The sequence below is a fragment of the Hydrogenophaga pseudoflava genome, from assembly GCF_031020795.1.
Taxonomy (GTDB): Bacteria; Pseudomonadota; Gammaproteobacteria; order Burkholderiales; family Burkholderiaceae_C; genus Hydrogenophaga; species Hydrogenophaga pseudoflava_A.
The window spans coordinates 153,446-176,979 of record NZ_JAVHJP010000004.1 but is presented as its reverse complement, the minus strand read 5'-3'; the positions used below and the strand labels follow the sequence as shown (position 1 = coordinate 176,979).

The window sequence follows — 23,534 nt, the reverse complement described above, 5'->3', positions numbered from 1 at the left end:
CCTCGTACGGAAAAAAATGGAGTTTCGGAACAGAAACCTGTGGCTGGACGGTGCTATTGCATTTCTGGATACAGGCGCGCCCAAAGCCGGGCGCCTGACGTCACGCGGAACCCGGTGCGCAACCTGATCCCGCCTGGTGCGTTGAGTTGAAGCACCCCCGTGGTGGGCACGGCAGTCCCGGAGGCGTTCGAGGCAATAGTTCCGCAGGTGGTGTATTCAGCGGAGCCACTGATGGCGGTCGGCAGCACCACGTCGTTGGAACTGGCACAACTCAGATCGAAGTCGGCCAGCACGGATACGCCGGAGTAGGCCGCCGCAGCGGACAGCATCACATGGTAGGTGCCCGCCGTTGGCGAGGGAATGGTGCAGGTCTCCGACGTGCCGGCGTTGCTGGAACTGCAATCGAACGTGGAAACGGTCGGCCTGGACCCTCGCCGCACATACATCGTGGGGTTGCCCGTTCCACCCAAGGTCCGAATGCTGAGGTTGCTGGCCCCCGTGGGCACCACCACCGTGTAGTAGCTGAACTGACCAGCAGCGGCCGACTCGTTGGCCAGCGGCTTTCCATTCGGAACGCGGGTCAGGCTGTCCAGCCCCGACATCGCCTGGTCCACCCGGATGCGCGGCTTCATCAACGAGTTTCTGCTGTCTACCACGCTCAGGCCCGTGTTCTTGAGAAGTCCGAGCAAGGTGTCCACGCTGGCTTGGGGATGCTGCTCCCTGAGCACCGCGAGGGCGCCGGACACCATGGGGGCGGAGAAAGATGTACCGGAGGGAGAGGCGTAGGCACCGGCAACGGTGGTAGTGGTGACGTCCTCTCCGGGCGCCAACAGCTGCAACATGCCTGCACTATTGGAAAAGCCAGACACTGAGTCGGCATCTGTAGTGCTCCCGACGCTGATGACGTTCGACATACAAGCAGGTGCTGCCAACTGCGAGGACAAAAATTCGTTGCCACTGGAAGCGACTGTCGCAATGCCTGCTGCACGCAAGCTGGAAATCACCGCGTACTCAAGAGCATTCTCTGGTTCAGCCTCACAGTTGGTCGAGTATTGACCTCCGCCCAAGCTCAAGTTCGCCGCAGCAATGCGGTAGGTGGAGCGCAAACCGTACACATGCTCCAGACCCAGAATCTCGTCGGATGGCCAAGCCAACGTACAAGGGAGTTCGGCACCGCAACTTGATGAATCGTCAAACCGGCTGTAAATCTGCACCGAAATCAGCTGCGCCGACGGGGCCACCCCGCTGCCGAAGCTCGGATGTGCGCTGGCAGCGACAACTCCTGCAACCATTGTCCCGTGGTCACAGCCATAGACAGTTGGAGAACACGGCGCACCGGAATCAACCGCAGTGGAAGACGACGCACCGCCAGGACACAGTGACGTGCTAGAGCCGAAGTTTGTGTCTGTAGTGGAGAAGCATGCCTCAGCCACAACCTTACCAGCCAAGTAGGGGTGCGTTTTGTCAACGCCTGAATCGAGCACCGCCACCACCTGTCCCGCTCCGGTGCGCCCCTGAAACGCTCCGGATACCATGCCAATACTTGCTTCTGTGAGACTTCTCAGCATTGGCTTACGGGGCACCTCCTCATACACCCGCAACACCTCCGGATCGTTCAGCAGCGCCTGCACGTCCTGAGCGGAGGCCCGCAAAGCGATGCCGGGGAAATAGTTGAACTGCTTGAGGCGCGCAACGGCCTGAGGCGTCCTCATGCCGGCGTTCGACCGGGCGGTCACCAGACGGGACAGCACGCGGTTCTGTTTTGCACGCAGCTCCGACAGCTGCACGGCCTGGCTCTGCGGGGCCCGGGCGCCCAGCTCTCCAATCTGTTGTTGTGGAACCAGTTCCACAATGACCGGCACTGAGCCCTTGGCCGCCGCCGCTTGCAGCACGGTGTTGTGCCGCTGGTGGTCGGCGGCTGAACGCACGCCGCTGGGCTGGGCCCATGCACTCCATGTCACGAACACCGCTGCACAGGCAACCAGCGCCCGCCCGCTTTGACTGAACCATTTCAACATGTCACCACCCTTCACAAAACGCCCGCCCCACTACGTCTAAAGTTCACTTTCACGAGGCTGCGTATCATCGCACACCCCCTAGATTCTCTGCACTTCCCTTCATCTTCAAACATGTCGTCCCGCATCCTGCTCACTGGCGCCTCAGGCTTTACCGGCCAGCATTTCATGAGGCTGGCGCAGTCCCGAGGCCATCAGGTGGTGTCGCTGCAATCGGATCTCGGCGATGAGCAGTCCATTCAACGGGAACTCGCCAACCAGGCCATCACGCATGTCGTGCATCTGGCCGGCATCAGCTCTGTCGACCATGCGCACGAATCGGACTTCTACAAAGTCAACACCGTGGGCACCACCATTCTCCTGAAGGCACTGATGCGGGGTCAGCCGGGTCTGAAGTCCGTGCTCGTCGCCAGCAGTGCCAACGTTTACGGCAACTGCGAGCAGTCCCCCATCGCGGAGACGCAGCCTCCGGCACCGGTCAACCACTACGCGGCCAGCAAACTTGCGATGGAGCACATGGCCCTGGCATACGCCGACCGCCTGCCCATTTTCATCACCCGCCCCTTCAACTACACAGGCCCCGGCCAGTCCACATCATTTCTGATCCCGAAGCTGGTCGATCATTTCGCCCGACGGGCAGCCGTGATCGAATTGGGCAATCTGCATGTCGAACGGGAGTTCAACGACGTTCGCATGGTCTGCGAGGCGTACCTTCGTTTGCTTGAAGAGGGAGCCGCCGGGCAGATCTACAACCTGTGCACCGGCCTCACGTACAGCCTGCACCAGGTGCTCGGCATGCTCCAGTCCCTCACAGGGCTCGACATGGAGGTGCGGGTGAACCCGGCTTTCGTCCGCACCAACGAGGTACACCGGCTGTGCGGCGACCCCGCGAAGTTGATCCGAACCATTGGCCCCCTGCCAGACCACCCGCTGTCGGATTGCCTCTCGGCCATGCTTCAGGCGCACGCTTCGCCCACTCCGCCGACCTCCTGGTGAGGTTCGTTCACGGTCGGCAGGCGCCAGAAGGCGGCCACCTATAATTCCCTGTTTTTCGCATGGTGGCGCAGTCCACGGCTTGTGCCTACTTACAGGAATCCCAGTGTCTTCTCATACCGCTTGGTCCGCACGGGCACCCAGTGACCAAGCAAACTGGCTCATGAGCGTGCCCGCTGGCATCCAGGCCATGGTGGCCATCCGCCACGAGCTGAGGCACCTGGACATCGCACGCTTCACGGACCGTCTCGCGCTGTACGCCCGATGGGAAGGTCCGCTGCATCGGGAGTACCCCGAAGTGGAATGGCGATTGACCGGCCAGGACATGGACCACATGCGCGCTTACAGCATGGCGCAGTTCCTTTCCGATGGCGGTGCAGGCCTGTCGTGCTCGCTGCAAGGCAACTGGCCCACCGTGCTCGACCTCATGCCGGGGTTTGATCTCCACAGCCGGCGGGCAGTCATCGGCGAGGCCGCTTTCATAGACGCTCTTCCGTTGCCCCTTCAGATGATCTGGCGCGACCGGCCGGACCTCCAGGCCCTTCACGACACCAGCACGGAACACGGCCGTGCCGGGTTCCTTCAATGGTGGCTGCGCTTCGGGCACATCGAACATCCGCGCGTCGACTGGTCGGTCGATCATGAACTGGGCCGTATCGACCGGCATGGCCCTCAGCAACGCCCATGGCCCCGGTTCCTCACGCTGGTGGTCCAGGGACGCAACGATCTGGACAAGACAGTCTTCGGCCGGGACACCGAGGCCGGTTGGTTCAACGGCCTGGTGTGGTGGCACCAAAGCGGGTGCTCGGAGTTTGGCGTCCCTGCCTGGTCTTTGCTCATGCACACTCCGTTGCGACAGCAGCTGCAGGACATCGCTTCGAGCTTTGATGCCCGTGAGGCCGCGCACGGTGCATGTGCCAAAGAGATTCCGTATGTGCTGCACCGGGTCTGGACCGGACGGCCCGATCTGAGAACCACGTTCGATCTGCGCCAACCCGCCGGGTGCGATGCGCTGCTCGCCTGGTGGAAGGAGCACGGACTGCGCGAGTACCAGTCCCTGGTTCAGCTGTTCCAGGACCCGCTGGACGAACAGCCCGGCATGAACATCGCGGGCTACGCGCGCAGCGTGATCGGCATCGCCGAAGACGTTCGCATGGCCGTCCGTTCCGCCGAGCTGGCCGGCATTCCCTGCGCCGTCATCGATGCGCCCATCAAGGGTCCGCAAAAGGTGGACCATTCGCTGGACGCGCACATCGTGGATCAGCCGCGCTGGCCAGTGACCCTGTTTTGCCTGCCCCCGACTGAAATCATCCGCCTGGGACTCGAAGGCGGGCGCAGACTGCTGGACGCCGGCACCTACAACATCGGTGGCTGGCACTGGGAACTGCCGGTCTGGCCCGAGCACCTGACCGGGGTGATCGACTCGGTGGACGAAATCTGGGTTTACAGCGAGTTCGTGCGACAGGCCTTCGCTGGCAAGACCGACAAGCCGGTGCGCAAGATGCCTCTGGCGGTGGAACTGCCGCCTCACCCGGGCGCAAACCGCGTCCAGTTCGGGCTACCTGTCAACCGCTTCCTGTTCCTCGTGATGTTCGATGGCGCCTCGTGGCTGTCGAGAAAGAACCCCCTGGCCGCGGTGCGCGCGTTCAAGAAGGCCTTCGGGAACGACCAGAATGTGGGACTGGTGATCAAGGCGATTTCACTGGACAGGTCCTCAGCGGGCTGGCAAGCCATCGCCGAAGAAATCGCTGGCGACGACCGGGTGGCGGTCATCGACCGGACCATGGACCGGGTGGAACTGGTGCAGCTCATGTCGTCCTGCGATGCCTACGTGTCGCTGCATCGGTCAGAGGGCTTCGGCCGCATCATCGCCGAGGCCATGCTGCTGGGCATTCCCACGGTCACCACGGCGTTCTCCGGAAACACTGATTTCTGCACCCCCGAAACCAGCTTTCTGGTCGACGGACCGCTGGTCGCCCTGTCTCCGGACGACTACATCTTCCACCAGGGTCAATACTGGTGTGACCCGGATGTGGAACATGCCGCCTCGCAGATGCGCCGCCTGGTGGAGCGCAAGGACGAGACCACCACTCTGGTGCGCAAGGCCCGGGACAATATCCGGAACAACTACTCCTCCCGCGCGGTGGCCGACGCCTATCAACAGCGTCTGCGGGAGTTGCGACAGGCCCATCTGATCTGAGATCCAACCATGTCCCGACAAGACGAGCCAACGACCGCCCCCTCGACCGCAGCCATGCTGGAGGACGAGTGCGCCCGGCTGACTGAAGAGCTCAAAGACCGCGAGCAGCAACTCGTGGACCTGCTGCAGGATTACACCGATCGCAACCTGCAGCTGGTGTCGGCGCAGCACCAGGTGATGACGCTGACCCAGCGGGTACTGGCCCACGAGGAAGCGGCGAAGGCCCATTCGGCTCACATTGACAACCTGTACCTGTCGACCAGCTGGCGCGTCACAGCGCCGCTGCGACGGATCAGCGTCCTGTCCCAGGACGTGAAGTATTCGGTGCGCGTGTTCCGCGAGGCGCTGGCTGCTGGCAAGGGCATGTCCATGGCCCTCAAACAGGCGCTGCACGCGGGCGCAGCCCAGGCAGCACCCGAAGCCACAGCCGAAGTCACGGACCACGCCCCGAAGGCATTCGACCCCCGGGACTACAAGGAATGGGTGCGGCGCTACGACACACTGGACAGCACGTCGCTCGACCGGCTGCAGCAGGAGGCTGCCGCCTTGCGCCAGGGCCCACTGGTGTCCGTCGTCATGCCGACCTACAACGCCAACCTCGACTGGCTGGGGCAGGCCATCAGTTCGGTCCGCGAGCAGCTGTATCCGCGCTGGGAGCTGTGCATTGCCGACGACGCATCGACCGACCCGGAGGTGCGCCCGTTTCTGGAGAGCCTGATGGCCGAGGACCCGCGGATCAAGGTGACCTTCCGGGACACCAACGGACACATCTCCGCGGCCACCAACAGCGCCCTGGCCCTGGCCTCCGGCGACTGGATCACCTTCCTGGACCACGACGACGTGCTGCCGGCGCATGCCCTGCTGTACATGGTCAAAGCCATCGCCCGCCACCCCGATGCGCGGCTGCTGTACTCGGACGAGGACAAGCTGGACGAACACGGCAAGCGCTACGACCCCTACTTCAAGTGCGACTGGAACCTGGACCTGTTCTATTCGCACAACCTGGTCACCCACCTGGCGTTCTACCGTGGCGACCTCATGCGCGAGGTGGGCGGCCTGAGGGAAGCCTATGCAGGCGCCCAGGACTATGACCTGGTGCTGCGCGTGATCGAGAAGGTCCGGCCCGACCAGATCGTCCATGTGCCGTTCATCCTCTACCACTGGCGGGCCCATGCCGGCAGCACCGCCACGGCCGACCTGAACATCAAGCCCTACGCCATGCTCGCTGGCGAACGGGCGCTCAACGACCATTACAAGCGGATGGGCATCAACGCCCGGGCGCAGTTCATCGGCCATGGGTACCGCGCGCGTCACCGATTGCCCAAGCCGGCGCCCAAAGTCAGCATCATCATCCCGACCCGCAACGCGGTGGACCTCGTCAGGACGTGCGTGGAGAGCATCCGGGACAAGTCCACCTACAAGAACTATGAAATCCTGCTGATGGACAACGGTTCGGACGACCCCGAAGCGCTGGCCTACTTTGCCGAACAGGCCAGGACGCCCAACTTCCGGGTCATTCGCGACGACTCTCCATTCAGCTACTCGGCCATCAACAACCTGGGCGCATCACAGGCCACCGGGGAAGTGCTGTGCTTCCTCAACAACGACATCGAGGTGATCTCGCACGACTGGATGGAGGAGCTGGTGAGCCAGGCCTGCCGTCCCGGCATCGGTGCCGTGGGCGCCAAGCTGCTGTATCCCAACACCACCATCCAGCACGCCGGTGTCGTTCTGGGCATTGGCGGTTGGGCGGGCCACGCCCACAAGGGTTTCTCCCTGTACGCGCACGGCTACGTGGGGCGTGCCTCGCTGGCCAGCAACTTCAGCGCGGTCACCGGCGCCTGCATGGCGGTGCAGAAGAAGCACTTTGACCAGGTGGGGGGCTTTGACGACGTGAACCTCAAGGTCGCCTGCAACGATGTGGACCTGTGCCTTCGGTTCACCGAGATGGGGCTTCGCAACCTGTTCACGCCGCACGCCCTGCTGTTCCACCACGAGTCGGCCACCCGGGGCTATGAAGACACCCCGGAGAAGAAGGCCCGCTTCCAGAGGGAGGTGGACTACATGTGGAAGCGTTGGCCCAAGGTCATGGCCAAAGACCCCGCGTACAGTACCAACCACACGCTGGACCACGAGGACTTCGGTCTGGCGTGGCCGCCCCGCGTGCGCCACGCCGACATGGCCTGATGTCAGGAACCGCGCGCATGAATCACCGCCTCCTCGCCGCCGTCCGTCTGGGTGTCAAGACCTGGGCCGACATGCCATTGGTGCTGTTCATGCTCGCGTTCGTGATCCTGCAGGGCGTGGTCATGGCCGGCCACTCGCCGCTGAGCTATCCGCCGGACGAGATGCCCCACCTGTCCTATATCCACGACAGCATCCGCTCGCCGCAGGCACTGCCCAACTACAGCGACGGCCGGATCATGGGATTCACCCAGACCAACTACCTGGCCCATCCTCCGCTGTACTACAGCGCACTGGGCATGGTCGGCAAGCTGTTCGCACTGAACCCGAAAGCGGACTACCTGAGCTTCCGTCTGATCGGCGTGGGCTTCGTGGCCCTGGGGCTGGCGTTCGTGGTGCTGATGGCCCGGGAACTGCGCCTGCCGCAGACCACCATCTCGCTGCTGCTGTTCGCCTGCGCCTGCGTGCCCATGTTCTCGTACATCGCCGGCAGTGTTTCCAACGACACCCTGTTGTACTTGGGCATGTCCCTGGGCTTCTACGGGCTCGCGCGTCTGGCCAATCCGGCCCGCCACGGCCCGGACACCGTTGCGCCGATCGTGCTGCTGGTCGGTCTGTTGATCGTGTTCCTGACCAAGGCCACAGGCATCGTCTTCATGATCCTGTTGCTCGGGGCATGGGGGCTCCGCAACCTCCGCCGCATCCATCCGGTGGTGCTGGTCCGCAGCTTCTGGCCCCATCTGGCCGTGTTCTCAGTCATTGTGGGGAGCTATTACGTCTTCACATGGTTGCAGCACGGAGGTTTCTTCCCGTCGCCGGGCCGGCTGTACGGCAGCACACCGCCCGCGGAACCGCTCGATCTGGCCGGCTACTTCCGGGAGTACGTGAGCGCGATGTGGCGTCGCCTGCACGGGATCATGTCACACCTGAGCGTCACGCCCATGGAGGAGCGCTGGCAGCCGGAGTTCTACCTCATGACCTGTCTGCCGGTCGTGGGCTGGCTGGTGGTTCGCTTCAGCACTCCCCTGCTCACCGCCAACCGCATGGCGGTCCGGCTGTTTGATGCCATGGCTCTGGCGACACTGGGCACCATCGTCGTCCACGTGGTGTTCGGATACCGCGCCTACCTGGGCAATGGCGTGCTGTCCGGCCTGCAGCCGCGCTACTACATGTACCTGTTGCCGGTGATGTGGCTTCCGTTCTTCGTGCTCTGCCAGCCGGGCTGGTTCAAGCAGACCGTCACCACCCTCTTCGCCGGCAGCGCGCTCGTGGTGTTCTGGGCCTCCTCGCCGCAGGTGCTGCTCAAGCAGCACATCGCCCTGCAGGAGTTGCCCAGGAACATCGGATACGCCAGTCGGGAGGGACTGCAGGTGTCCCAGGTTCGTCTGGCCCGCCGCACCTCGCTCGAAGGCAATGTCGAGACGCTCACACTGGGCAACGGTGAACTGCGTGCCAAGGGCTGGGCCTACGACACCCGCCTGGGCGACAAGGTCCAGCGCCTCTGGGTGGTGGCAGGAGACGAGTTCGTCTCGTCCGTGCCGGTGCTCATCCGGCGCGACGACGTTGCCTCAGCGCTTGGAACACCGAATGCCCTCAACACCGGTTTCGCCTTCACCGCCCGACACCTGCCGGCCGGCCTGAAGCCCTGCGACATCCAGCTGCTGGCCGAATACCGCGACGGCAGTGTGGGCCCGCTGAAAAATGACCTGTGCCCGGACTGATCCGCTGGCACTGCACCGACACACGCCGCCAACCTCCACGGAGTTCCGCTTGAAACTCATCATCCAGATCCCCTGCTACAACGAAGCCGCCACCCTGGGCATTGCTCTGGCGGCCCTGCCGCGCGAAGTGCCCGGTTTCGACAAGGTCGAGTGGCTCATCATCGACGACGGCTGCACCGACAACACGGTCGAAGTGGCCCTGGCCCACGGCGTCGACCATGTGGTCCGCCACACCCGCAACCAGGGTCTGGCGCGCGGTTTCATGAACGGTCTGCAGGCCTGTCTGGAGCACGGCGCCGACGTGATCGTCAACACCGATGCCGACAACCAGTACAACGCCGACGACATCCCGGCCCTGACGCGTCCGATTCTGGAGGGCAAGGCCGACATCGTGATCGGCGCACGACCCATCGCCGCCATCGAGCACTTCAGCCCGATCAAGAAGCTCCTCCAGAAACTGGGCAGCTGGGTGGTGCGGGTGGCCAGCAAGACGAGCATTCCGGACGCGCCCAGCGGCTTCCGCGCCATGAGCCGGTCCGCCGCGCGCCGGCTGACCGTGTTCTCCGACTACACCTACACGCTGGAGACCATCATCCAGGCGGGCCAGAAGAACATGGCCATCACCTCGGTGCCTATCCGCGTCAACGGCGATCTCCGCCCCTCGCGCCTGGTCAAGAGCATCGCCTCCTACATCCAGCGCAGCATCGTCACGATCATCCGGGTGTTCGTGATCTACCGTCCGTTCCGCTTTTTCGCCAGCATCGGCATCGCCCTGTTCACGCTGGGCTTCATCATTGGCCTGCGCTTCCTCTACAAGTGGCTGACCGTGGACTACGACGGGCACATCCAGTCCCTGATCCTGGCCAGCTCGCTGCTGATCATCGGCTTCCACACCATCCTGATCGCTTTCGTGGCCGACCTGCTGTCGGCCAACCGCAAGCTCATGGAAGAAATCCGTTCGCTGACGCTGGAGAACCGGGACCGCCGCCCGCAATGACCGCAACCGTGGCTGTCACCGGCGCCAACGGCTTCGTCGGGCGCGCCCTCTGCCGGCACCTGCGGGCGCGTGGGTTATCGGTACGGGCACTGACGCGCGCGGGGGGAGAAGACACCTGGGCCGTCGGTGACCTTGGGCCTGAAACCGACTGGGGCCAGACCCTGCAGGGTGTTGATTGCGTGGTCCATTGCGCCGCACGGGTGCACATGGTGCAGGACAACGACCCAGACCCGTTGCTGGCCTATCGACGGGCCAATGTCGAGGGCAGCCGGTCTCTGGCCAGCGCGGCAGCAGCTGCGGGCGTGCGCCGGTTGGTGTTCCTGAGCTCCCTCAAGGTACACGGCGAGCGCACGGCGCCAGGGCGTCCCTTCACGGCCGACATGCGTCCGGCGCCGGAGGATGCCTACGGTCAATCGAAGTGGGAAGCCGAACAGGCCCTTCACGCAGTGGCCGCAAGCACCGGCCTTGAACTGGTGGTGGTCCGACCACCTCTGGTCTACGGTCCAGGGGTGAAGGCCAACTTCCACAGGCTCATGCACGCGGTGGCCCGCGGCACGCCCCTTCCGCTGGGTGCGGTGGACAACCGGCGCTCACTCCTGGCGCTGGACAACCTGACTGATCTGTTGCACCAGTGTGTGGAGCAACCGGGCGCCACCGGACACACTTTTCTGGTGTCGGACGGTCACGATCTGTCGACGCCGGACTTGGTGCGTGCGCTTGCCCTGGCCCTGAATCGCCCCCCACGGCTGTGGCCCGTGCCCGTGGCCTGGTTGCGCATGGCGGGAAAATTGCTTGGCCGGAGTGGCCAGATCGACCGCCTGATCGGTTCGCTGCAGGTCGACATCGGGCATACTAGGCAAGTTTTAGGCTGGACGCCCCGGGTGACAGTGGAGCAAGGCCTGCGACTCGCGGTTCAGGATGTGATGGCATGAAGCGCGCCTTCGACCTGTTCTTCGCGCTGTGCGCAGCCGCGGTGCTGCTGCTGCCCATCGGGCTCATCGCTCTGGTGGTTCGCTGGACCTCGCCTGGACCCGCCCTCTACTGGAGTGACCGTATCGGCCGGGACAACCGCATTTTCAAGATGCCCAAATTTCGCAGCATGCGACTGGACACGCCCGCCGTGGCCACCCACTTGCTGTCAGATCCCGACCGGTATCTGACGCCAGTGGGTTCCTTTCTGCGGAAAACCAGTCTGGACGAGCTGCCGCAACTCTGGAGCATCCTGAAAGGCGACATGAGCCTGGTGGGCCCGCGCCCTGCCCTGTTCAACCAGGACGATCTGGTCGCCCTGCGCACAGAGGCTGGCGTGCACCGTCTGGTTCCAGGCCTGACCGGCTGGGCCCAGATCCATGGCCGGGACGAGTTGCCGATCCCAGAGAAGGTCCGGCTGGACGCCGAATACCTGGAAAAGAGGTCGCTGGGACTGGACCTGAAGATCATCTTCCTCACGGCGTGGCGCGTGCTGCGCCGCGACGGGGTGACCCACTGACACACGATTCAACGCCCACAAGATGCTGAACCGATTCGCACAGCCCATTCTGGCCATGCCCCGCCCTGCCAAGCGCGTGGTGGTGCTGTCCGTGGACGCCGCGCTGTGCGTGCTGACGGTCTGGCTGTCGTACTACCTGCGTCTGGGCGAGTGGGTCAAACTGTCCGGCGACAGCTACTGGCAGCCCATGTGGGCCGTGGGCGTGTCGCTGCTGCTGGCACTGCCCATCTTCGTGGTCAATGGTTTCTACCGGGCCATCTTCCGCTACACCGGACTGTCCGCACTGCAGACCATCCTGAAAGCGACCGCCGTCTACGGTCTGCTGTTCGCCACGGTGTTCACCGCCTATGGCGTGGACGGCGTGCCCCGCACCGTGGGCCTGATCCAGCCCATGCTGCTGTTGCTCACGGTGGGCGCCTCGCGCATGCTGGCCCGTTTCTGGCTGGGCGGTCTCTATCGCCATCAGCTGCGAATGGTGGCCCTGCCGCGTGTGCTGATCTACGGCGCCGGCAATGCCGGCCGCCAGCTGGCGGCGGCCATGGCCAACAGCCATGAAATGCGGGTGGTGGGCTTCCTCGACGACGACGACCGGCTGCATGGCCATGTGCTCAACGGCCTGTCGATTTACAGTCCCGCCGACCTGCCGGCGCTGGTCACCTCGCTGCAGGTCAGTACCGTGCTGCTCGCCATCCCCTCGGTCAGCCGCCACCGGCGCAACGAAATGATCGCGCAGATGCTGCGGGCCCATGTCCAGGTGCGCACCCTGCCCGCGGTCAGCGAGCTGGCTCAGGGCATGGTCAGCACCTCCGACCTGCGGGAACTGGACATCGACGACCTGCTCGGTCGCGAACCCGTCGCCCCCAACCACATCCTGCTCGGCCGGAACATCACCAACAAGGTGGTGCTGGTGACCGGAGCCGGAGGGTCCATCGGCAGCGAACTGTGTCGCCAGATCCTGTCGGTCAATCCGAGCACGCTGGTGCTGATCGAGCAGAGCGAATTCGCGCTGTACGAGATCCAGCAGGAACTGCAGGAGAAAATCGAAGACAACGCCACCCTGCTGGTGCCGGTGCTGGCGTCCGTGCGGGACGCCCAGCGGCTCAACGAGATCTTCGCCGACTGGAAACCGGACACCGTCTACCACGCGGCTGCCTACAAGCACGTGCCGCTGGTGGAGCACAACCCGATCGAAGGCATCCGCAACAACACGCTGGGAACCCTCACCGCTGCGCGTGCGGCCGCGGAACACGGTGTGAGCGACTTCGTGCTCATCAGCACCGACAAGGCGGTGCGCCCCACCAACATCATGGGTGCCTCCAAGCGGCTGGCGGAAATGGCGCTGCAGGCGCTGGCGGCCACCGCTCCGAAAACGCGCTTCTCGATGGTGCGCTTCGGCAACGTGCTGGGCTCGTCCGGTTCGGTGGTCCCCAAGTTCCGGCGCCAGATCCGCGACGGCGGCCCCATCACGCTGACCCACCCGGACATCACGCGCTACTTCATGACCATCCCGGAGGCTGCCCAGCTCGTTATCCAGGCGGGTGCCATGGCCAAGGGCGGAGACGTGTTCGTGCTGGACATGGGCGACCCGGTCAAGATCATGGATCTGGCGACCCGGATGATCGAACTCTCCGGCCTCTGCGTGCGCGACGAGAACAACCCCGAAGGCGACATCGAGATCGAAATCACCGGCCTGCGCCCGGGCGAGAAACTGTTCGAAGAACTGCTGATCGGCAACAACCCGCGCCCGACCTCCCACCCCCGCATCATGAAGGCCCACGAAGAGTTCCTCGCATGGCCTGTCCTGCTGGAGAAACTCCAGCGGCTCGAGTCCCTGCTGGAACAGCGCGACGTCGAAGGCACCAAAGACATCCTCACCGAGCTGGTGTCCGGCTATGCGCCGCAGGAGCCGGGACTGGAAACCGACAGCCGCCTGCGCTACAGCGTCTGAGCGGCCTCACCAACCTTTGTCATCACACGCCATGAACAGCCCCCAGAAACGCATCGGCCTGGTTGGAACCGGCTTCATCGCCAGCGGCTTTGCCCGGTTGCTGCACAACCACGCCACCGACCTGAGCCTGAGCGCCGTGTTCACCCGGCGCCCGGCCGCCAGCGTCGAAGGATTTCCCTGCAACGACCGCTTCACGCATTCCGAGCAGGAGTTGCTGGACAAATCAGACCTGATCGTCGAGTGCAGCGGTGACGTGCTGCACGCCACGCGCATCATCGACGTCGCGCTGAAAGCCGGCAAACCGGTAGTGACGATGAACTCCGAGTTCCATGTCACCACCGGCTCCTATTTTGCCGACAAGGGCCTGCTGACCGAAGCCGAAGGCGACCAGCCCGGCTCCATCGCGGCCCTGCGCGAAGAAGCCGTGATGATGGGTTTCAAGCCTCTCGTGTACGGCAACATGAAGGGCTTCCTCAACCACCACCCGACGCCCGAAGAAATGGCGTACTGGGCCGGCAAGCAGGGCATCAGCGTCGAGCAGACCACCTCGTTCACCGACGGCACCAAGATCCAGATCGAGCAGGCCCTGGTGGCCAACGGCTTTGGCGGCACGATCACGCGCCAGGGCATGGAAGGTCCGAAGGCCACCGACGTCACCAAGGCGGCCATCGAGCTGGCGCGCGGCGCGGCCGAGCGTGGACAGGCCATCTCGGACTACGTGCTGGCCCCGGGCAACGCCGGTGTCTTCGTGGTCGGCACGCACGACAAGTCGGAGTGGAAGGCGCTGAACTACCTCAAGCTGGGGGACGGCCCCTACTACGTGCTGGTCCGCCCCTTCCACCTGTGCCAGTACGAGATCATCAAGACCGTGCGGCGTGTGCTCCATGGCGGCGGCGTGCTGCTGAACAACTCCAGCAACCCGACGATCTCCATCGTGGGCATTGCCAAACACGACATGCCGGCGGGCACGCGCATCGACCGCGCCATCGGCGGGTTCCAGGTGCGCGGCGAGGCCGCCCGCATCGCGGACGTCAAGGGCCATGTCCCCATCGGCATGATCCAGAACGCCGTGCTCACACGGGCCGTCAGCGCCGGCCAGATGCTGATGTTCGACGACGTCGAACTGCCCGACTCCCTGGCGCACACCATCGCCCGCCAGCTGTACGCGTGAGCAGCCGGCACCCGGGTCCCTGAGGCCCAGGTGCCGATCCAGCGGTCTGCACGACCCCGGTCATCCGGCGCACCCCGGCCTGCCCATGTCCGACACCGCCCGCCCCGACCTCCACGGCCTGATGGCGGTGGTGGGCGTGGTGCTCCACCATGCGTTCCCCGTCCAGTTCCAGGGCGGCGCTGCCGGTGTAGAGGCCTTGCTTGTCATCGCCGGCTACCTGGTCGGATCGGCTGTGCTGTCCGGATTGCGGACGCAGGAATTCAGCATGGCCGCCTTCTGGGCGCAAGGCATCCGACGCCTCTTCCCTGCGCTCGTGCTGGTGCTGGCCGCGGCGGTGGTGGCCGGCTGGTTCCTGTTGCCGCCGGCCGACTACCGCCGGCTGGGACAGGAGGTGCAGGCAGTCAGCACGTTCTTCACCAACGCCGTGTGGCTGGGCGAGGCAGCCCCCTCGGAGGCCGGGTCGGCCAGCAAGCCATTTCAGCACCTCTGGCCACTGGCCGTCGGTGTGCCGTTCTGCCTGCTCTGGCCCCTGGCCCTGTGGGCCATGCACCGCTGGCGCCTGAACGCCATGGGCTGGACCGCTGGCGTGCTGCTGCTGTCATTCCTGCTCCATCTGCATCTCGCTCAGCACCCGACCGCGGTGTCTTTCCAGCACCCTGCGTCCTGGCTCTGGGTGCTGCTGACAGGCGCCCTGGTGGCCACGGTGCCGGAAAGCAAGCGCAACGAGCGCCCGAACGCGCTCGCCTGGTGCGGTGCGGCGCTGCTGATCCTGGCGCTGCTGCCGCTCACGCCGGAGCACGCAGTCCGGGGATGGTGGGGCCTTCTGCCTACCCTCGGCACCGCGCTGCTGATCGCGGCCGGCCCCCGAGCCTGGCTCAACCGGCGTGTGTTGTCGAGCGGGCCCCTGGGATGGGTGGGCCTCATCGCCTACCCGCTGTACCTGTGGCACTGGCCGCTGCTGTGGTTCGCGCAGCTCAAGAGCGCGCATGATCCAGGCGGCGGGCAGGCCATGGCGTCGATGGCACTGGCCTTGGTGCTGGCCTGGACAACCTGGCGATTCGTCGAAAGGCTGTTCCGCTCCGGGCTCCTGAACGGCGCAGCGTCCACCGCGACCCTCGGTTTGGCCCTGGGCCTGGTGGCGACAGCCGGCTGGGGTGTTCAGCGCCACGAAGGACTCGAACAGCGCGTGCCCGAACTGGTGCGCCATCTGCAGACCACGGGGGGACGCTCGGCCGTCATACAGGGCTGGCGCGACAAGGACTGCATGCTGGACTACCGTCTGCCGCCGTCCCACTACAAGCCCTTCTGCATCGAACAGAAACGTCCTCTGGTCTTCCTGTGGGGGGATTCGCACGCAGGCTCGCTCTACCCGGGCTTCAAGGCCTTGAAGGAGTCGGGACACCACGAGTTCGGCCTGGCGGAGCGCACCGCCGCCATCTGCCCTCCGGTGCTGGGCATCGAGCCGCGGCCACTGTGCAGAAGCTTGAACGAGGCCAACATCCAGGCCATCCGGGACATCCGGCCCGACGTGGTGATCCTCTACGCGTGGTGGCACAACAAGCGCTACGACCTGCGTAATCTGGAAGCCACCGTGGAGCAGATCAGACAGGCCGGCGTGCCGCGCATCGTCCTCCTGGGCGCGGTGCCCTACTGGAAGAAGCACCTGCCGCAGATCCTGCTCGAGGAATGGAAAAAGGGACCCGTGCAGGCCCACCCGCCGCTGCGGCTGGGAGAGGAGTTTCTCGACCCGGACGTGCGCCGGGCGACAGACATCATGCGAGACCGTGCCCGCCAGATGGGCATCGGGTTCATCTCGGGGATGGACTACTTCTGCGATGCGGGTGGTTGCCTCACCCGACTGTCCGAAGACGCGACGCAGCCGCTCTCTTACGACTACGGGCACCTGTCGACAGGTGCCGCGGCCTACTATATCGAGCAGCTGGTGCCGCGGATCCTCAGCGGAACACGTTGACCGCGGTCAGCGCGGCTGGCGGCGGGGGCCCGAGGGACGCGAAGTGCCCGCATCGCTGCGACCCCAGTTGCCAGAACCGCCTTGAGGCTTGCCGAACCCACGCGCCGGCGCTTGATCGCGGCGCTGGTCCGGACGGCTGTCGAAACGCACATCACCGCGCGGCGCGCCGTCCCGGCCTTCGAAGCGAGGCGCATCAAAGCGCCCTTCGACGCGCGGACCGCGCGGTGCCGGGCGACGATCGCCGAAACGATCACCTCCGAAACGATCACCGGAGGGACGCTGGAAACGGTCGCTGCCCGGGCGGCCACCGGGACGACCGCGGCCGCTGTTGAACTCGGGCTGAGGCGGACGCTGGCGCGGCTCCAGACCAGGCACCACCTCCACGGCGATGCGCTGACGGGTGTAGGCCTCGATGTCACCGATCTTGCGGCGGTCGCGGAACTCGGCAAAGGTCACCGCCAGACCATCGCGCCCGGCACGGCCGGTGCGGCCGATGCGGTGCGTGTAGTCCTCGGCCTTCATCGGCAGGCCGAAGTTGAACACGTGCGTGATCGTCGGCACGTCGATGCCGCGCGCGGCGACGTCGGTGGCCACGAGGATCTGGACCTGGCCATTGCGCAGGGCCATCAGGCGCCGGTTGCGCAGACCCTGGCTCAGGGCACCGTGCAGGGCGACGGCATGGAAACCGGTCTGCTGGAGGTCGGTGGCCAGGCCATCACATTCCACCTGCGTGCTGCAGAACACCACGGCCTGGTTGATCGAGGCGTCGCGCAGCCAGTGGTCCAGCAGCTTGCGCTTGTGCTCGGCATTGTCGGCCCAGAACAGCACCTGCTTGATGTTGGCGTGCTTTTCCTGCGGGGTATCGATCTGCACCTTCTGCACATGCTTGCCGCCCTCGTGCATGACGCGCAAGGCCAGCTGCTGGATGCGCGGCGCGAAGGTGGCAGAGAACATCATGGTCTGGTCACGCTGGCTGGTGAGTTGGTTGACTTCGGCCAGGTCGTCCGAGAAGCCCAGATCCAGCATGCGGTCGGCCTCGTCGACCACCAGGAACTGCACCTGATCCAGCTTGAGCTGCTGCGATCGCTGCAGGTCCAGCAGACGGCCCGGCGTGGCCACCACGAGATCGGCGTTCTGCAGCCGGGCGATCTGCAACTGGTACGGCATGCCGCCCACCACGTTGGCGATGCGCAGACCACGGCAGTGCCGCACCAGGTCGATGGCATCGTGCGCCACCTGCTGCGCAAGTTCGCGCGTCGGGCAGAGCACCAGCGCGCCGGGTGTGGCGGCCTTGAAGTTGCGAGGGTTGGTGGGGTCCTTGCGCTTGGCCCGCTTGGGCGCGGGTTTGCCGGCGGCCAGCGCCTCGGCGGTTTCTTTCTCGAAGGCCAGCCGCTCGGCCTCGGCCTGCGCTTCCTGCTGTTTGAGCAGGGTGTGCAGCACCGGCAGAAGGAAAGCCGCGGTCTTGCCGCTGCCTGTCTGGCTGGAAACCATCAGGTCGGCATAACGCTCGTCGGCCTGGTGCTCCTGCCGGATGGCCTTGGGAATGACCATCGACTGGACCTGAGTGGGTTGGGTATAACCCAGGTCGGCCACCGCACGCACGAGTTCCGGGGCCAGACCCAGTGCCTCGAAGGCATTGGGTTCAGTGGCCACGGGCGCGTCGGCCGGCAGTTCGTTGGAGGAAATTTCGGGCGTGAATTCGCCGCGATCTTCAAAAGCGTCGCTCATGTTCGTCCTGGCGCCACAACGGGCGTCATTGAACAGAACAGCTGCATGGGGAAGCGCCGGCTGCTGGCCGGGACCCGCTCGCGTCTGGTCCGTTCGTGGTTACAAAACATCAACCACAAACGGTACCGCGCGGGGACAGGCCGAAGGGTCTCCGGCGAGCTCAGCGAGTGGCCTCGTCCGTGTCCGGCCTTGGCGTCGTTTGACGATGCCGGCGGGCATTCGGGAGGCCTCTTGTGTGAGGCAGATGCACAAATCCGCCCCTCCTGTGGAAGGGCAGCCAGAGATTATGACACGAATCGGGGTTTTCCCCAAGTTTTCAAAACGCACCGGTGCGGTGCGAGCCCCACGCGCGCCCGTTGGCAAGAAGTGCCGGCGGCTAAAATCCACCGATTCGACGCCTGAGCGTCATATTTCTTTCACATTCCACCACCGGAGACGCCATGTTTTTTGGCAAGCTGTTGCCCAAAGAGGGCAATTTTTTTGAGCTGTTCAACCAGCACGCCGAACAGATCGTCAAGGCCTCGCACGCGTTCTCGCAGCTGGTGGCCCACTACAGCGACCCGCTGCTCAGAGACAAGTACAACCAGGAGGTGGACCACGCCGAGCGCTCGGCCGACCGCATCACCCACGAGGTCAACCGTCTCCTGCACACCACCTTCATCACGCCGATCGACCGCGAGCAGATCCATTCACTGATCAACACCATGGACGACGTGGCCGACCTGATCCAGGACTCGGCGGAAACCATGGCGCTGTACGACGTGCGGCACATGACCGACGAAATCTCGCGGCTGACCGATCTGGGCGTCAAGTGCTGCGAGCGGCTCAAGCACGCTATCAGCCTGCTCAAGGACGTCAACGACCCCAAGACCGCTGAAGCCGCGGTCAAGACCTGCGAAGAGATCGACCGCCTCGAATCGGACGCCGACCGCGTGATGCGTTCGGCCATGAGCAAGCTGTTCCGAGAGGAACCGGAAGTGCGCGAGGTGATCAAGCTCAAGGCCATCTACGAGCTTCTGGAGACCATCACCGACAAGTGCGAGGACGTCGCCAACCTGATCGAGGGCATCGTCCTCGAAAACTCCTGATCGGAAGGGTCCTGCCATGACGACCGTTCAGGCGGCCCTCTGGGTCGTGGTCATGCTGGTGGCGCTGGCGTTGATTTTCGACTTCATGAACGGGTTTCATGATGCCGCCAACTCGATTGCGACCATCGTCTCCACCGGCGTGCTCAAGCCCGGGCAGGCGGTGGTGTTCGCCGCCTTCTTCAACTTCGTTGCCATCTTCATCTTCAAGCTCAGCGTGGCGGCCACCGTCGGCAAAGGCATTGCCGATCCCTCCGTGATCGACCCGCACGTGGTCTTCGGTGCGCTCACCGGGGCCATCACCTGGAACCTGATCACCTGGTACTACGGCATCCCCAGCAGCTCCTCGCACGCCCTGATCGGCGGCATCGTCGGTGCCGTGATCGCCAAGGCCGGTGCGGGTGCGCTGATTGCGACCGGTGTGCTGCGCACGGTGGCCTTCATCTTTGTCTCGCCGCTGCTGGGCTTCATCCTGGGCTCGCTGATGGTGGTCCTGGTGGCGTGGGTGTTCCGCCGCACGCGGCCGCTCAAGGTCGACGGCTGGTTCAGGCGGCTGCAGCTGGTCTCGGCGGGCGCGTACAGCCTGGGCCATGGCGGCAACGACGCACAGAAAACCATCGGCATCATCTGGATGCTGCTGATTGCCACCGGCTATGCCTCTTCGGCCGACAAGGCGCCCCCGACCTGGACCATCGTCTCCTGCTACGCGGCCATTGGTCTGGGCACCATGTTCGGCGGCTGGCGCATCGTCCGCACCATGGGCCAGAAGATCACCAAGCTCAAGCCGGTGGGCGGCTTCTGCGCCGAAACCGGTGGGGCGATGACCCTCTTCCTGGCGACGGCACTGGGCATCCCCGTGTCGACCACCCACACCATCACCGGCGCCATCGTGGGCGTCGGTTCGGTGCAGCGCGCCAGTGCTGTGCGCTGGGGGGTGGCGGGCAACATCGTCTGGGCCTGGGTGCTGACCATTCCGGCCTCGGCCTTCGTCGCGGCGGTGGCCTATTGGGTCAGCCTCACGGTGTTCTGAGCCTGTTCGACCGCTTCTTTCAGACAACAAAAAAGGGCCTCAGGCCCTTTTATGTTGTCTGTGTCGAATGCTCAGTCCAGCCGCAGGAAGTGCTCGCGGTAATGGGCCAGTTCGTCGATGGATTCGTGCACATCGGCCAGCGCCGTGTGCTTCTGGTGCTTCTTGAAGCCGTCGCAGACCGCGGGCTTCCAGCGCTTGGCCAGTTCCTTGATCGTGCTCACGTCCAAGTTGCGGTAGTGGAAGAAGGCCTCCAGCCTGGGCATGTACTTGACCAGAAAACGCCGGTCCTGACCGATGCTGTTGCCGCACATCGGCGAGCCATTTTTCGGCACGTATTGGCCGATGAAGGCCAGAAGCTCGGCCTGCGCCTGCTCTTCGTCGATGGCGCTCGCCTTGACCTTGTCGATCAGGCCGCTCCTGCCGTGCGTGCCCTTGTTCCAGGCGTCCATCCCGTTGAGGACGGCGTCGCTCTGGTGGATGACCAGCACCGGGCCTTCCACCCGGGGCTCCAGGTTGGGGCCGGTGATCACCACCGCGATTTCCAGCAGGCGCTCTTTTTCGGGGTCGAGCCCGCTCATTTCACAGTCGAGCCAGACCAAGTTCTGGTCGCTCTTGGCAAGAATGGCAGGTGGGGTGTCGGTGGCGGGCACGGAGACCGCTTCGGTGTGGGCTTGGGTCATGCGCCGATTTTCACCCATGCCGGACTTGTCCCTGCCCGCCGGGCAGCGGAACCTCTTCGATAGACTCTCGCCATGGACAGCAGCGCCCTCGCCTTCACCTACCTCTTCTGTGCCCTTCTCGTGGGCGGACTGATCGTCCGCACCGTGCTGGCCAGCCGTCAGATCCGTCATGTGGTCCGCCACCGCGACCGCGTTCCCGAGCCGTTCGCCGCCACGATCGGACTGGAGGCCCATCGCAAGGCCGCCGACTACACCGTGGCCAAGGCCCGCTTCGGCATGCTCGAATCGGCCATCGAAGCCGCCCTCCTGCTGGGCTGGACGCTGCTGGGTGGATTGCATGCGCTTAACCAGTGGCTGCTGTCGTGGATGGGACCCGGCATGTGGCAGCAGTTGGCGCTGCTGGGCGCGTTCGCCCTCATCGGTGCGGTGCTGACCCTGCCGCTGGGCTGGTGGTCCACGTTCCGGCTTGAGGAGCGCTTCGGCTTCAACAAGATGAGCCTGGGGCTTTGGCTCGGCGATCTGCTCAAGGGTGCCGTGGTCGGCGGGCTGGTCGGGCTGCCCATTGCGACACTGGTGCTGTGGCTCATGGGTGCGGCCGGCCCAGCCTGGTGGCTCTGGGCCTGGGGTGCCTGGATGGCGTTCAACCTGCTGCTGCTGGTGCTCTACCCGACGCTGATCGCGCCGCTGTTCAACAAGTTCGAACCGCTGCAGGATGAAACCCTGAAGACCCGCGTGAACGACCTCATGAAGCGCTGCGGCTTCGCGGCCAAGGGCCTGTTCGTGATGGATGGCAGCAAACGCAGCGCCCACGCCAATGCCTACTTCACCGGCTTTGGTGCCGCCAAGCGCGTGGTGTTCTTCGACACCCTTCTCAAGCAACTCGCGCCGCCCGAAATCGACGCTGTGCTGGCTCACGAACTGGGTCACTACAAGCGGCGCCACATCCTGCAGCGCACCGTGCTGATGTTCGCGCTCAGTCTGGTCGGCTTCGCGGTGCTGGGCTGGGTGTCGCGCCAAGCCTGGTTCTACACCGGACTGGGTGTGGTGCCGTCGCTGGAAGCACCCAACGACGCGCTGGCGCTGCTGCTGTTCCTGATGGTGGTGCCGCTGTTCACCTACTTCCTCTCGCCGCTGCTGGCGCAGCTCTCACGCCGCCACGAGTTCGAGGCAGACGCCTACGCCTGCGCGCACACCGATGGCCACGACCTGGCCAGTGCCCTGCTCAAGCTCTACAAGGACAACGCCAGCACCCTCACGCCGGATCCGGTGTTCGCGCGTTTCTACTACTCGCACCCGCCTGCCAGCGAGCGCATCGCGCGGCTGCGGGGTGCGACCGCATGAACCACTCCCCCCACTCCCGTTCGCGCGCGGATGCCGCAGGTCGGGCACCCGAATCCGAGGGCTCACTGGACGTCGGGCTGGTGGTCGCCGCCTACGGCCGGCACTGCCTGGTTGAAAGCCCGGACGGCCAACGCCGCATCTGCCACCCGCGCGGAAAGAAGAGCCAGGCTGTGGTGGGTGACCGGGTCCGCTGGATGCCCACGGGCGACGAAGGCAGCATCGAGCGGGTGGAGCCGCGGCTCAACCTCTTCTACCGCCAGGACGAGCAGCGCACCAAGTCGTTCGCTGCCAACCTCGACCAGGTACTGGTGCTGCTGGCGGCCGAACCGGAGTTTTCCGAGAGTCAGCTGGCCCGTGCACTCGTGGCGGCCGAGGCCGAAGGCATCGCGCCACTGGTCGTGCTCAACAAGGCCGATCTGAGCACTCTGTTCCAGCGCGCGTGGGAACGTCTGGCGCCGTACCGCACCATGGGCCTGACTGTGCTGCCGCTGCAGCTCAAGGGCGACGGCGAGGCCTCATCCGGACTGGCCGCGCTTCTGCAGCGACTGGAGGGCAAGACCACCCTGGTGCTGGGCCCGTCGGGCGTCGGCAAGAGCACCCTGGTCAACCGCCTGGTGCCTCAGGCCCTGGCCCAGACCGGGGAGATCTCGCGCGCTCTGAACTCCGGCAAACACACGACCACCAGCACCACCTGGTACTGGGTGGACGCCGAACGCACCACCGCACTCATCGATTCCCCCGGCTTCCAGGAATTCGGCCTGAACCACATCGAGGCGACCCGGTTGGCCAGCCTCATGCCCGATCTGCGCGCCGCGCTCGGCGCATGCAGGTTCTACAACTGCACCCACCTGCACGAACCCGGCTGCGGAGTGCGCGCCAAGGTGCAGAGCGAGGCCTCTGGGGACGACACCATTGCTCCCACGCGCTACCGCATCTACGAAAACCTGTTTGCCGAGCTCTCCGCCAAGCGGAGCTACTGA

17 protein-coding genes are annotated in these 23,534 nt (G+C 64.9%); 14 read left to right on the top strand and 3 right to left on the bottom strand.

What is annotated here, in order from left to right; genetic code table 11:
• Positions 1–53 precede the first annotated feature (53 nt).
• Positions 54–2,018 carry a S8 family peptidase gene (locus tag RCO38_RS14355; RefSeq protein WP_308329023.1) on the bottom strand — a complete coding sequence of 655 codons (1,965 nt, stop codon included), beginning with the start codon at positions 2,016–2,018 and terminating at the stop codon, positions 54–56.
• A gap of 111 nt (positions 2,019–2,129) precedes the next feature.
• On the opposite strand from RCO38_RS14355, the gene RCO38_RS14350 reads away from it, so the two are divergent.
• From RCO38_RS14350 to RCO38_RS14305, 10 genes are all read left to right on the top strand, one after another.
• A complete protein-coding gene (locus RCO38_RS14350; protein WP_308329022.1) occupies positions 2,130–3,011 on the top strand; it encodes an NAD-dependent epimerase/dehydratase family protein in 882 nt (293 codons plus the stop codon).
• 160 nt (positions 3,012–3,171) lie between these two features.
• Complete coding sequence (locus RCO38_RS14345; RefSeq protein ID WP_308329021.1) at positions 3,172–5,208, top strand: glycosyltransferase family 4 protein; 2,037 nt, start codon at positions 3,172–3,174, stop codon at positions 5,206–5,208.
• Positions 5,209–5,217: 9 nt separating this feature from the next.
• A complete protein-coding gene (locus RCO38_RS14340; protein WP_308329020.1) occupies positions 5,218–7,395 on the top strand; it encodes a glycosyltransferase family 2 protein in 2,178 nt (725 codons plus the stop codon).
• A gap of 17 nt (positions 7,396–7,412) precedes the next feature.
• Positions 7,413–9,113 (top strand): ArnT family glycosyltransferase, encoded by a 1,701-nt coding sequence (locus RCO38_RS14335; RefSeq protein WP_308329019.1) that lies wholly within the window; start codon positions 7,413–7,415, stop codon positions 9,111–9,113.
• Between the two features lie 49 nt (positions 9,114–9,162).
• A complete protein-coding gene (locus tag RCO38_RS14330; RefSeq protein ID WP_308329017.1) occupies positions 9,163–10,110 on the top strand; it encodes a glycosyltransferase family 2 protein in 948 nt (315 codons plus the stop codon).
• Positions 10,107–11,042 (top strand): UDP-glucose 4-epimerase family protein, encoded by a 936-nt coding sequence (locus RCO38_RS14325; RefSeq protein WP_308329016.1) that lies wholly within the window; start codon positions 10,107–10,109, stop codon positions 11,040–11,042. The genes RCO38_RS14330 and RCO38_RS14325 overlap by 4 nt, the downstream gene beginning before the upstream one ends.
• Positions 11,039–11,599, top strand: coding sequence for a sugar transferase (locus tag RCO38_RS14320; protein ID WP_308329015.1), 561 nt, complete (start codon positions 11,039–11,041; stop codon positions 11,597–11,599). The genes RCO38_RS14325 and RCO38_RS14320 overlap by 4 nt, the downstream gene beginning before the upstream one ends.
• Positions 11,600–11,621: 22 nt before the next feature.
• Entirely contained in the window at positions 11,622–13,547 is a 1,926-nt protein-coding gene (locus tag RCO38_RS14315) for a polysaccharide biosynthesis protein (RefSeq protein ID WP_308329014.1), read from the top strand.
• A 31-nt stretch (positions 13,548–13,578) separates the two neighbouring features.
• Positions 13,579–14,718 carry an SAF domain-containing protein gene (locus RCO38_RS14310; protein WP_308329013.1) on the top strand — a complete coding sequence of 380 codons (1,140 nt, stop codon included), beginning with the start codon at positions 13,579–13,581 and terminating at the stop codon, positions 14,716–14,718.
• Between the two features lie 85 nt (positions 14,719–14,803).
• Positions 14,804–16,690 (top strand): acyltransferase family protein, encoded by a 1,887-nt coding sequence (locus RCO38_RS14305; protein WP_308329012.1) that lies wholly within the window; start codon positions 14,804–14,806, stop codon positions 16,688–16,690.
• A gap of 6 nt (positions 16,691–16,696) precedes the next feature.
• Here RCO38_RS14305 and RCO38_RS14300 read toward each other — a convergent pair whose 3' ends face one another.
• The gene (locus tag RCO38_RS14300) at positions 16,697–18,418 is read right to left on the bottom strand and encodes a DEAD/DEAH box helicase (RefSeq protein WP_308329011.1); all 1,722 of its coding nucleotides are present in this window, start codon (positions 18,416–18,418) and stop codon (positions 16,697–16,699) included.
• Positions 18,419–18,858: 440 nt separating this feature from the next.
• Between RCO38_RS14300 and RCO38_RS14295 the strand changes: the two genes are divergently transcribed.
• Both RCO38_RS14295 and RCO38_RS14290 read left to right on the top strand, forming a co-directional pair.
• Entirely contained in the window at positions 18,859–19,506 is a 648-nt protein-coding gene (locus RCO38_RS14295) for a DUF47 domain-containing protein (protein WP_308329010.1), read from the top strand.
• A 16-nt stretch (positions 19,507–19,522) separates the two neighbouring features.
• Entirely contained in the window at positions 19,523–20,533 is a 1,011-nt protein-coding gene (locus RCO38_RS14290; protein ID WP_308329009.1) for an inorganic phosphate transporter, read from the top strand.
• A gap of 71 nt (positions 20,534–20,604) precedes the next feature.
• On the opposite strand, the gene orn is transcribed toward RCO38_RS14290, so the two are convergent.
• On the bottom strand, positions 20,605–21,213 hold the full coding sequence (gene orn / locus RCO38_RS14285) for an oligoribonuclease (RefSeq protein WP_308329008.1): 609 nt from the start codon (positions 21,211–21,213) through the stop codon (positions 20,605–20,607).
• 72 nt (positions 21,214–21,285) lie between these two features.
• Here orn and RCO38_RS14280 point away from each other — a divergent pair, with 72 nt between their 5' ends.
• Together RCO38_RS14280 and rsgA are read left to right on the top strand one after the other, a co-directional pair.
• The gene (locus RCO38_RS14280; RefSeq protein ID WP_308329007.1) at positions 21,286–22,554 is read left to right on the top strand and encodes a M48 family metallopeptidase; all 1,269 of its coding nucleotides are present in this window, start codon (positions 21,286–21,288) and stop codon (positions 22,552–22,554) included.
• A complete protein-coding gene (gene rsgA / locus RCO38_RS14275) occupies positions 22,551–23,534 on the top strand; it encodes a ribosome small subunit-dependent GTPase A (RefSeq protein WP_308329006.1) in 984 nt (327 codons plus the stop codon). The genes RCO38_RS14280 and rsgA overlap by 4 nt, the downstream gene beginning before the upstream one ends.

What these genes read in the sequence shown, in the direction of transcription:
- RCO38_RS14290 (WP_308329009.1), top strand. Translation starts at nt 19,523, where the DNA reads ATGACGACCGTTCAGGCGGCCCTCTGGGTCGTGGTCATGCTGGTGGCG.
- RCO38_RS14325 (WP_308329016.1), top strand. Translation starts at nt 10,107, where the DNA reads ATGACCGCAACCGTGGCTGTCACCGGCGCCAACGGCTTCGTCGGGCGC.
- RCO38_RS14335 (WP_308329019.1), top strand. Translation starts at nt 7,413, where the DNA reads ATGAATCACCGCCTCCTCGCCGCCGTCCGTCTGGGTGTCAAGACCTGG.
- RCO38_RS14345 (WP_308329021.1), top strand. Translation starts at nt 3,172, where the DNA reads ATGAGCGTGCCCGCTGGCATCCAGGCCATGGTGGCCATCCGCCACGAG.
- RCO38_RS14320 (WP_308329015.1), top strand. Translation starts at nt 11,039, where the DNA reads ATGAAGCGCGCCTTCGACCTGTTCTTCGCGCTGTGCGCAGCCGCGGTG.
- RCO38_RS14315 (WP_308329014.1), top strand. Translation starts at nt 11,622, where the DNA reads ATGCTGAACCGATTCGCACAGCCCATTCTGGCCATGCCCCGCCCTGCC.
- RCO38_RS14350 (WP_308329022.1), top strand. Translation starts at nt 2,130, where the DNA reads ATGTCGTCCCGCATCCTGCTCACTGGCGCCTCAGGCTTTACCGGCCAG.
- rsgA (WP_308329006.1), top strand. Translation starts at nt 22,551, where the DNA reads ATGAACCACTCCCCCCACTCCCGTTCGCGCGCGGATGCCGCAGGTCGG.
- orn (WP_308329008.1), bottom strand. Translation starts at nt 21,213, where the DNA reads ATGACCCAAGCCCACACCGAAGCGGTCTCCGTGCCCGCCACCGACACC.
- RCO38_RS14305 (WP_308329012.1), top strand. Translation starts at nt 14,804, where the DNA reads ATGTCCGACACCGCCCGCCCCGACCTCCACGGCCTGATGGCGGTGGTG.
- RCO38_RS14295 (WP_308329010.1), top strand. Translation starts at nt 18,859, where the DNA reads ATGTTTTTTGGCAAGCTGTTGCCCAAAGAGGGCAATTTTTTTGAGCTG.
- RCO38_RS14340 (WP_308329020.1), top strand. Translation starts at nt 5,218, where the DNA reads ATGTCCCGACAAGACGAGCCAACGACCGCCCCCTCGACCGCAGCCATG.
- RCO38_RS14300 (WP_308329011.1), bottom strand. Translation starts at nt 18,418, where the DNA reads ATGAGCGACGCTTTTGAAGATCGCGGCGAATTCACGCCCGAAATTTCC.
- RCO38_RS14355 (WP_308329023.1), bottom strand. Translation starts at nt 2,018, where the DNA reads ATGTTGAAATGGTTCAGTCAAAGCGGGCGGGCGCTGGTTGCCTGTGCA.
- RCO38_RS14280 (WP_308329007.1), top strand. Translation starts at nt 21,286, where the DNA reads ATGGACAGCAGCGCCCTCGCCTTCACCTACCTCTTCTGTGCCCTTCTC.
- RCO38_RS14310 (WP_308329013.1), top strand. Translation starts at nt 13,579, where the DNA reads ATGAACAGCCCCCAGAAACGCATCGGCCTGGTTGGAACCGGCTTCATC.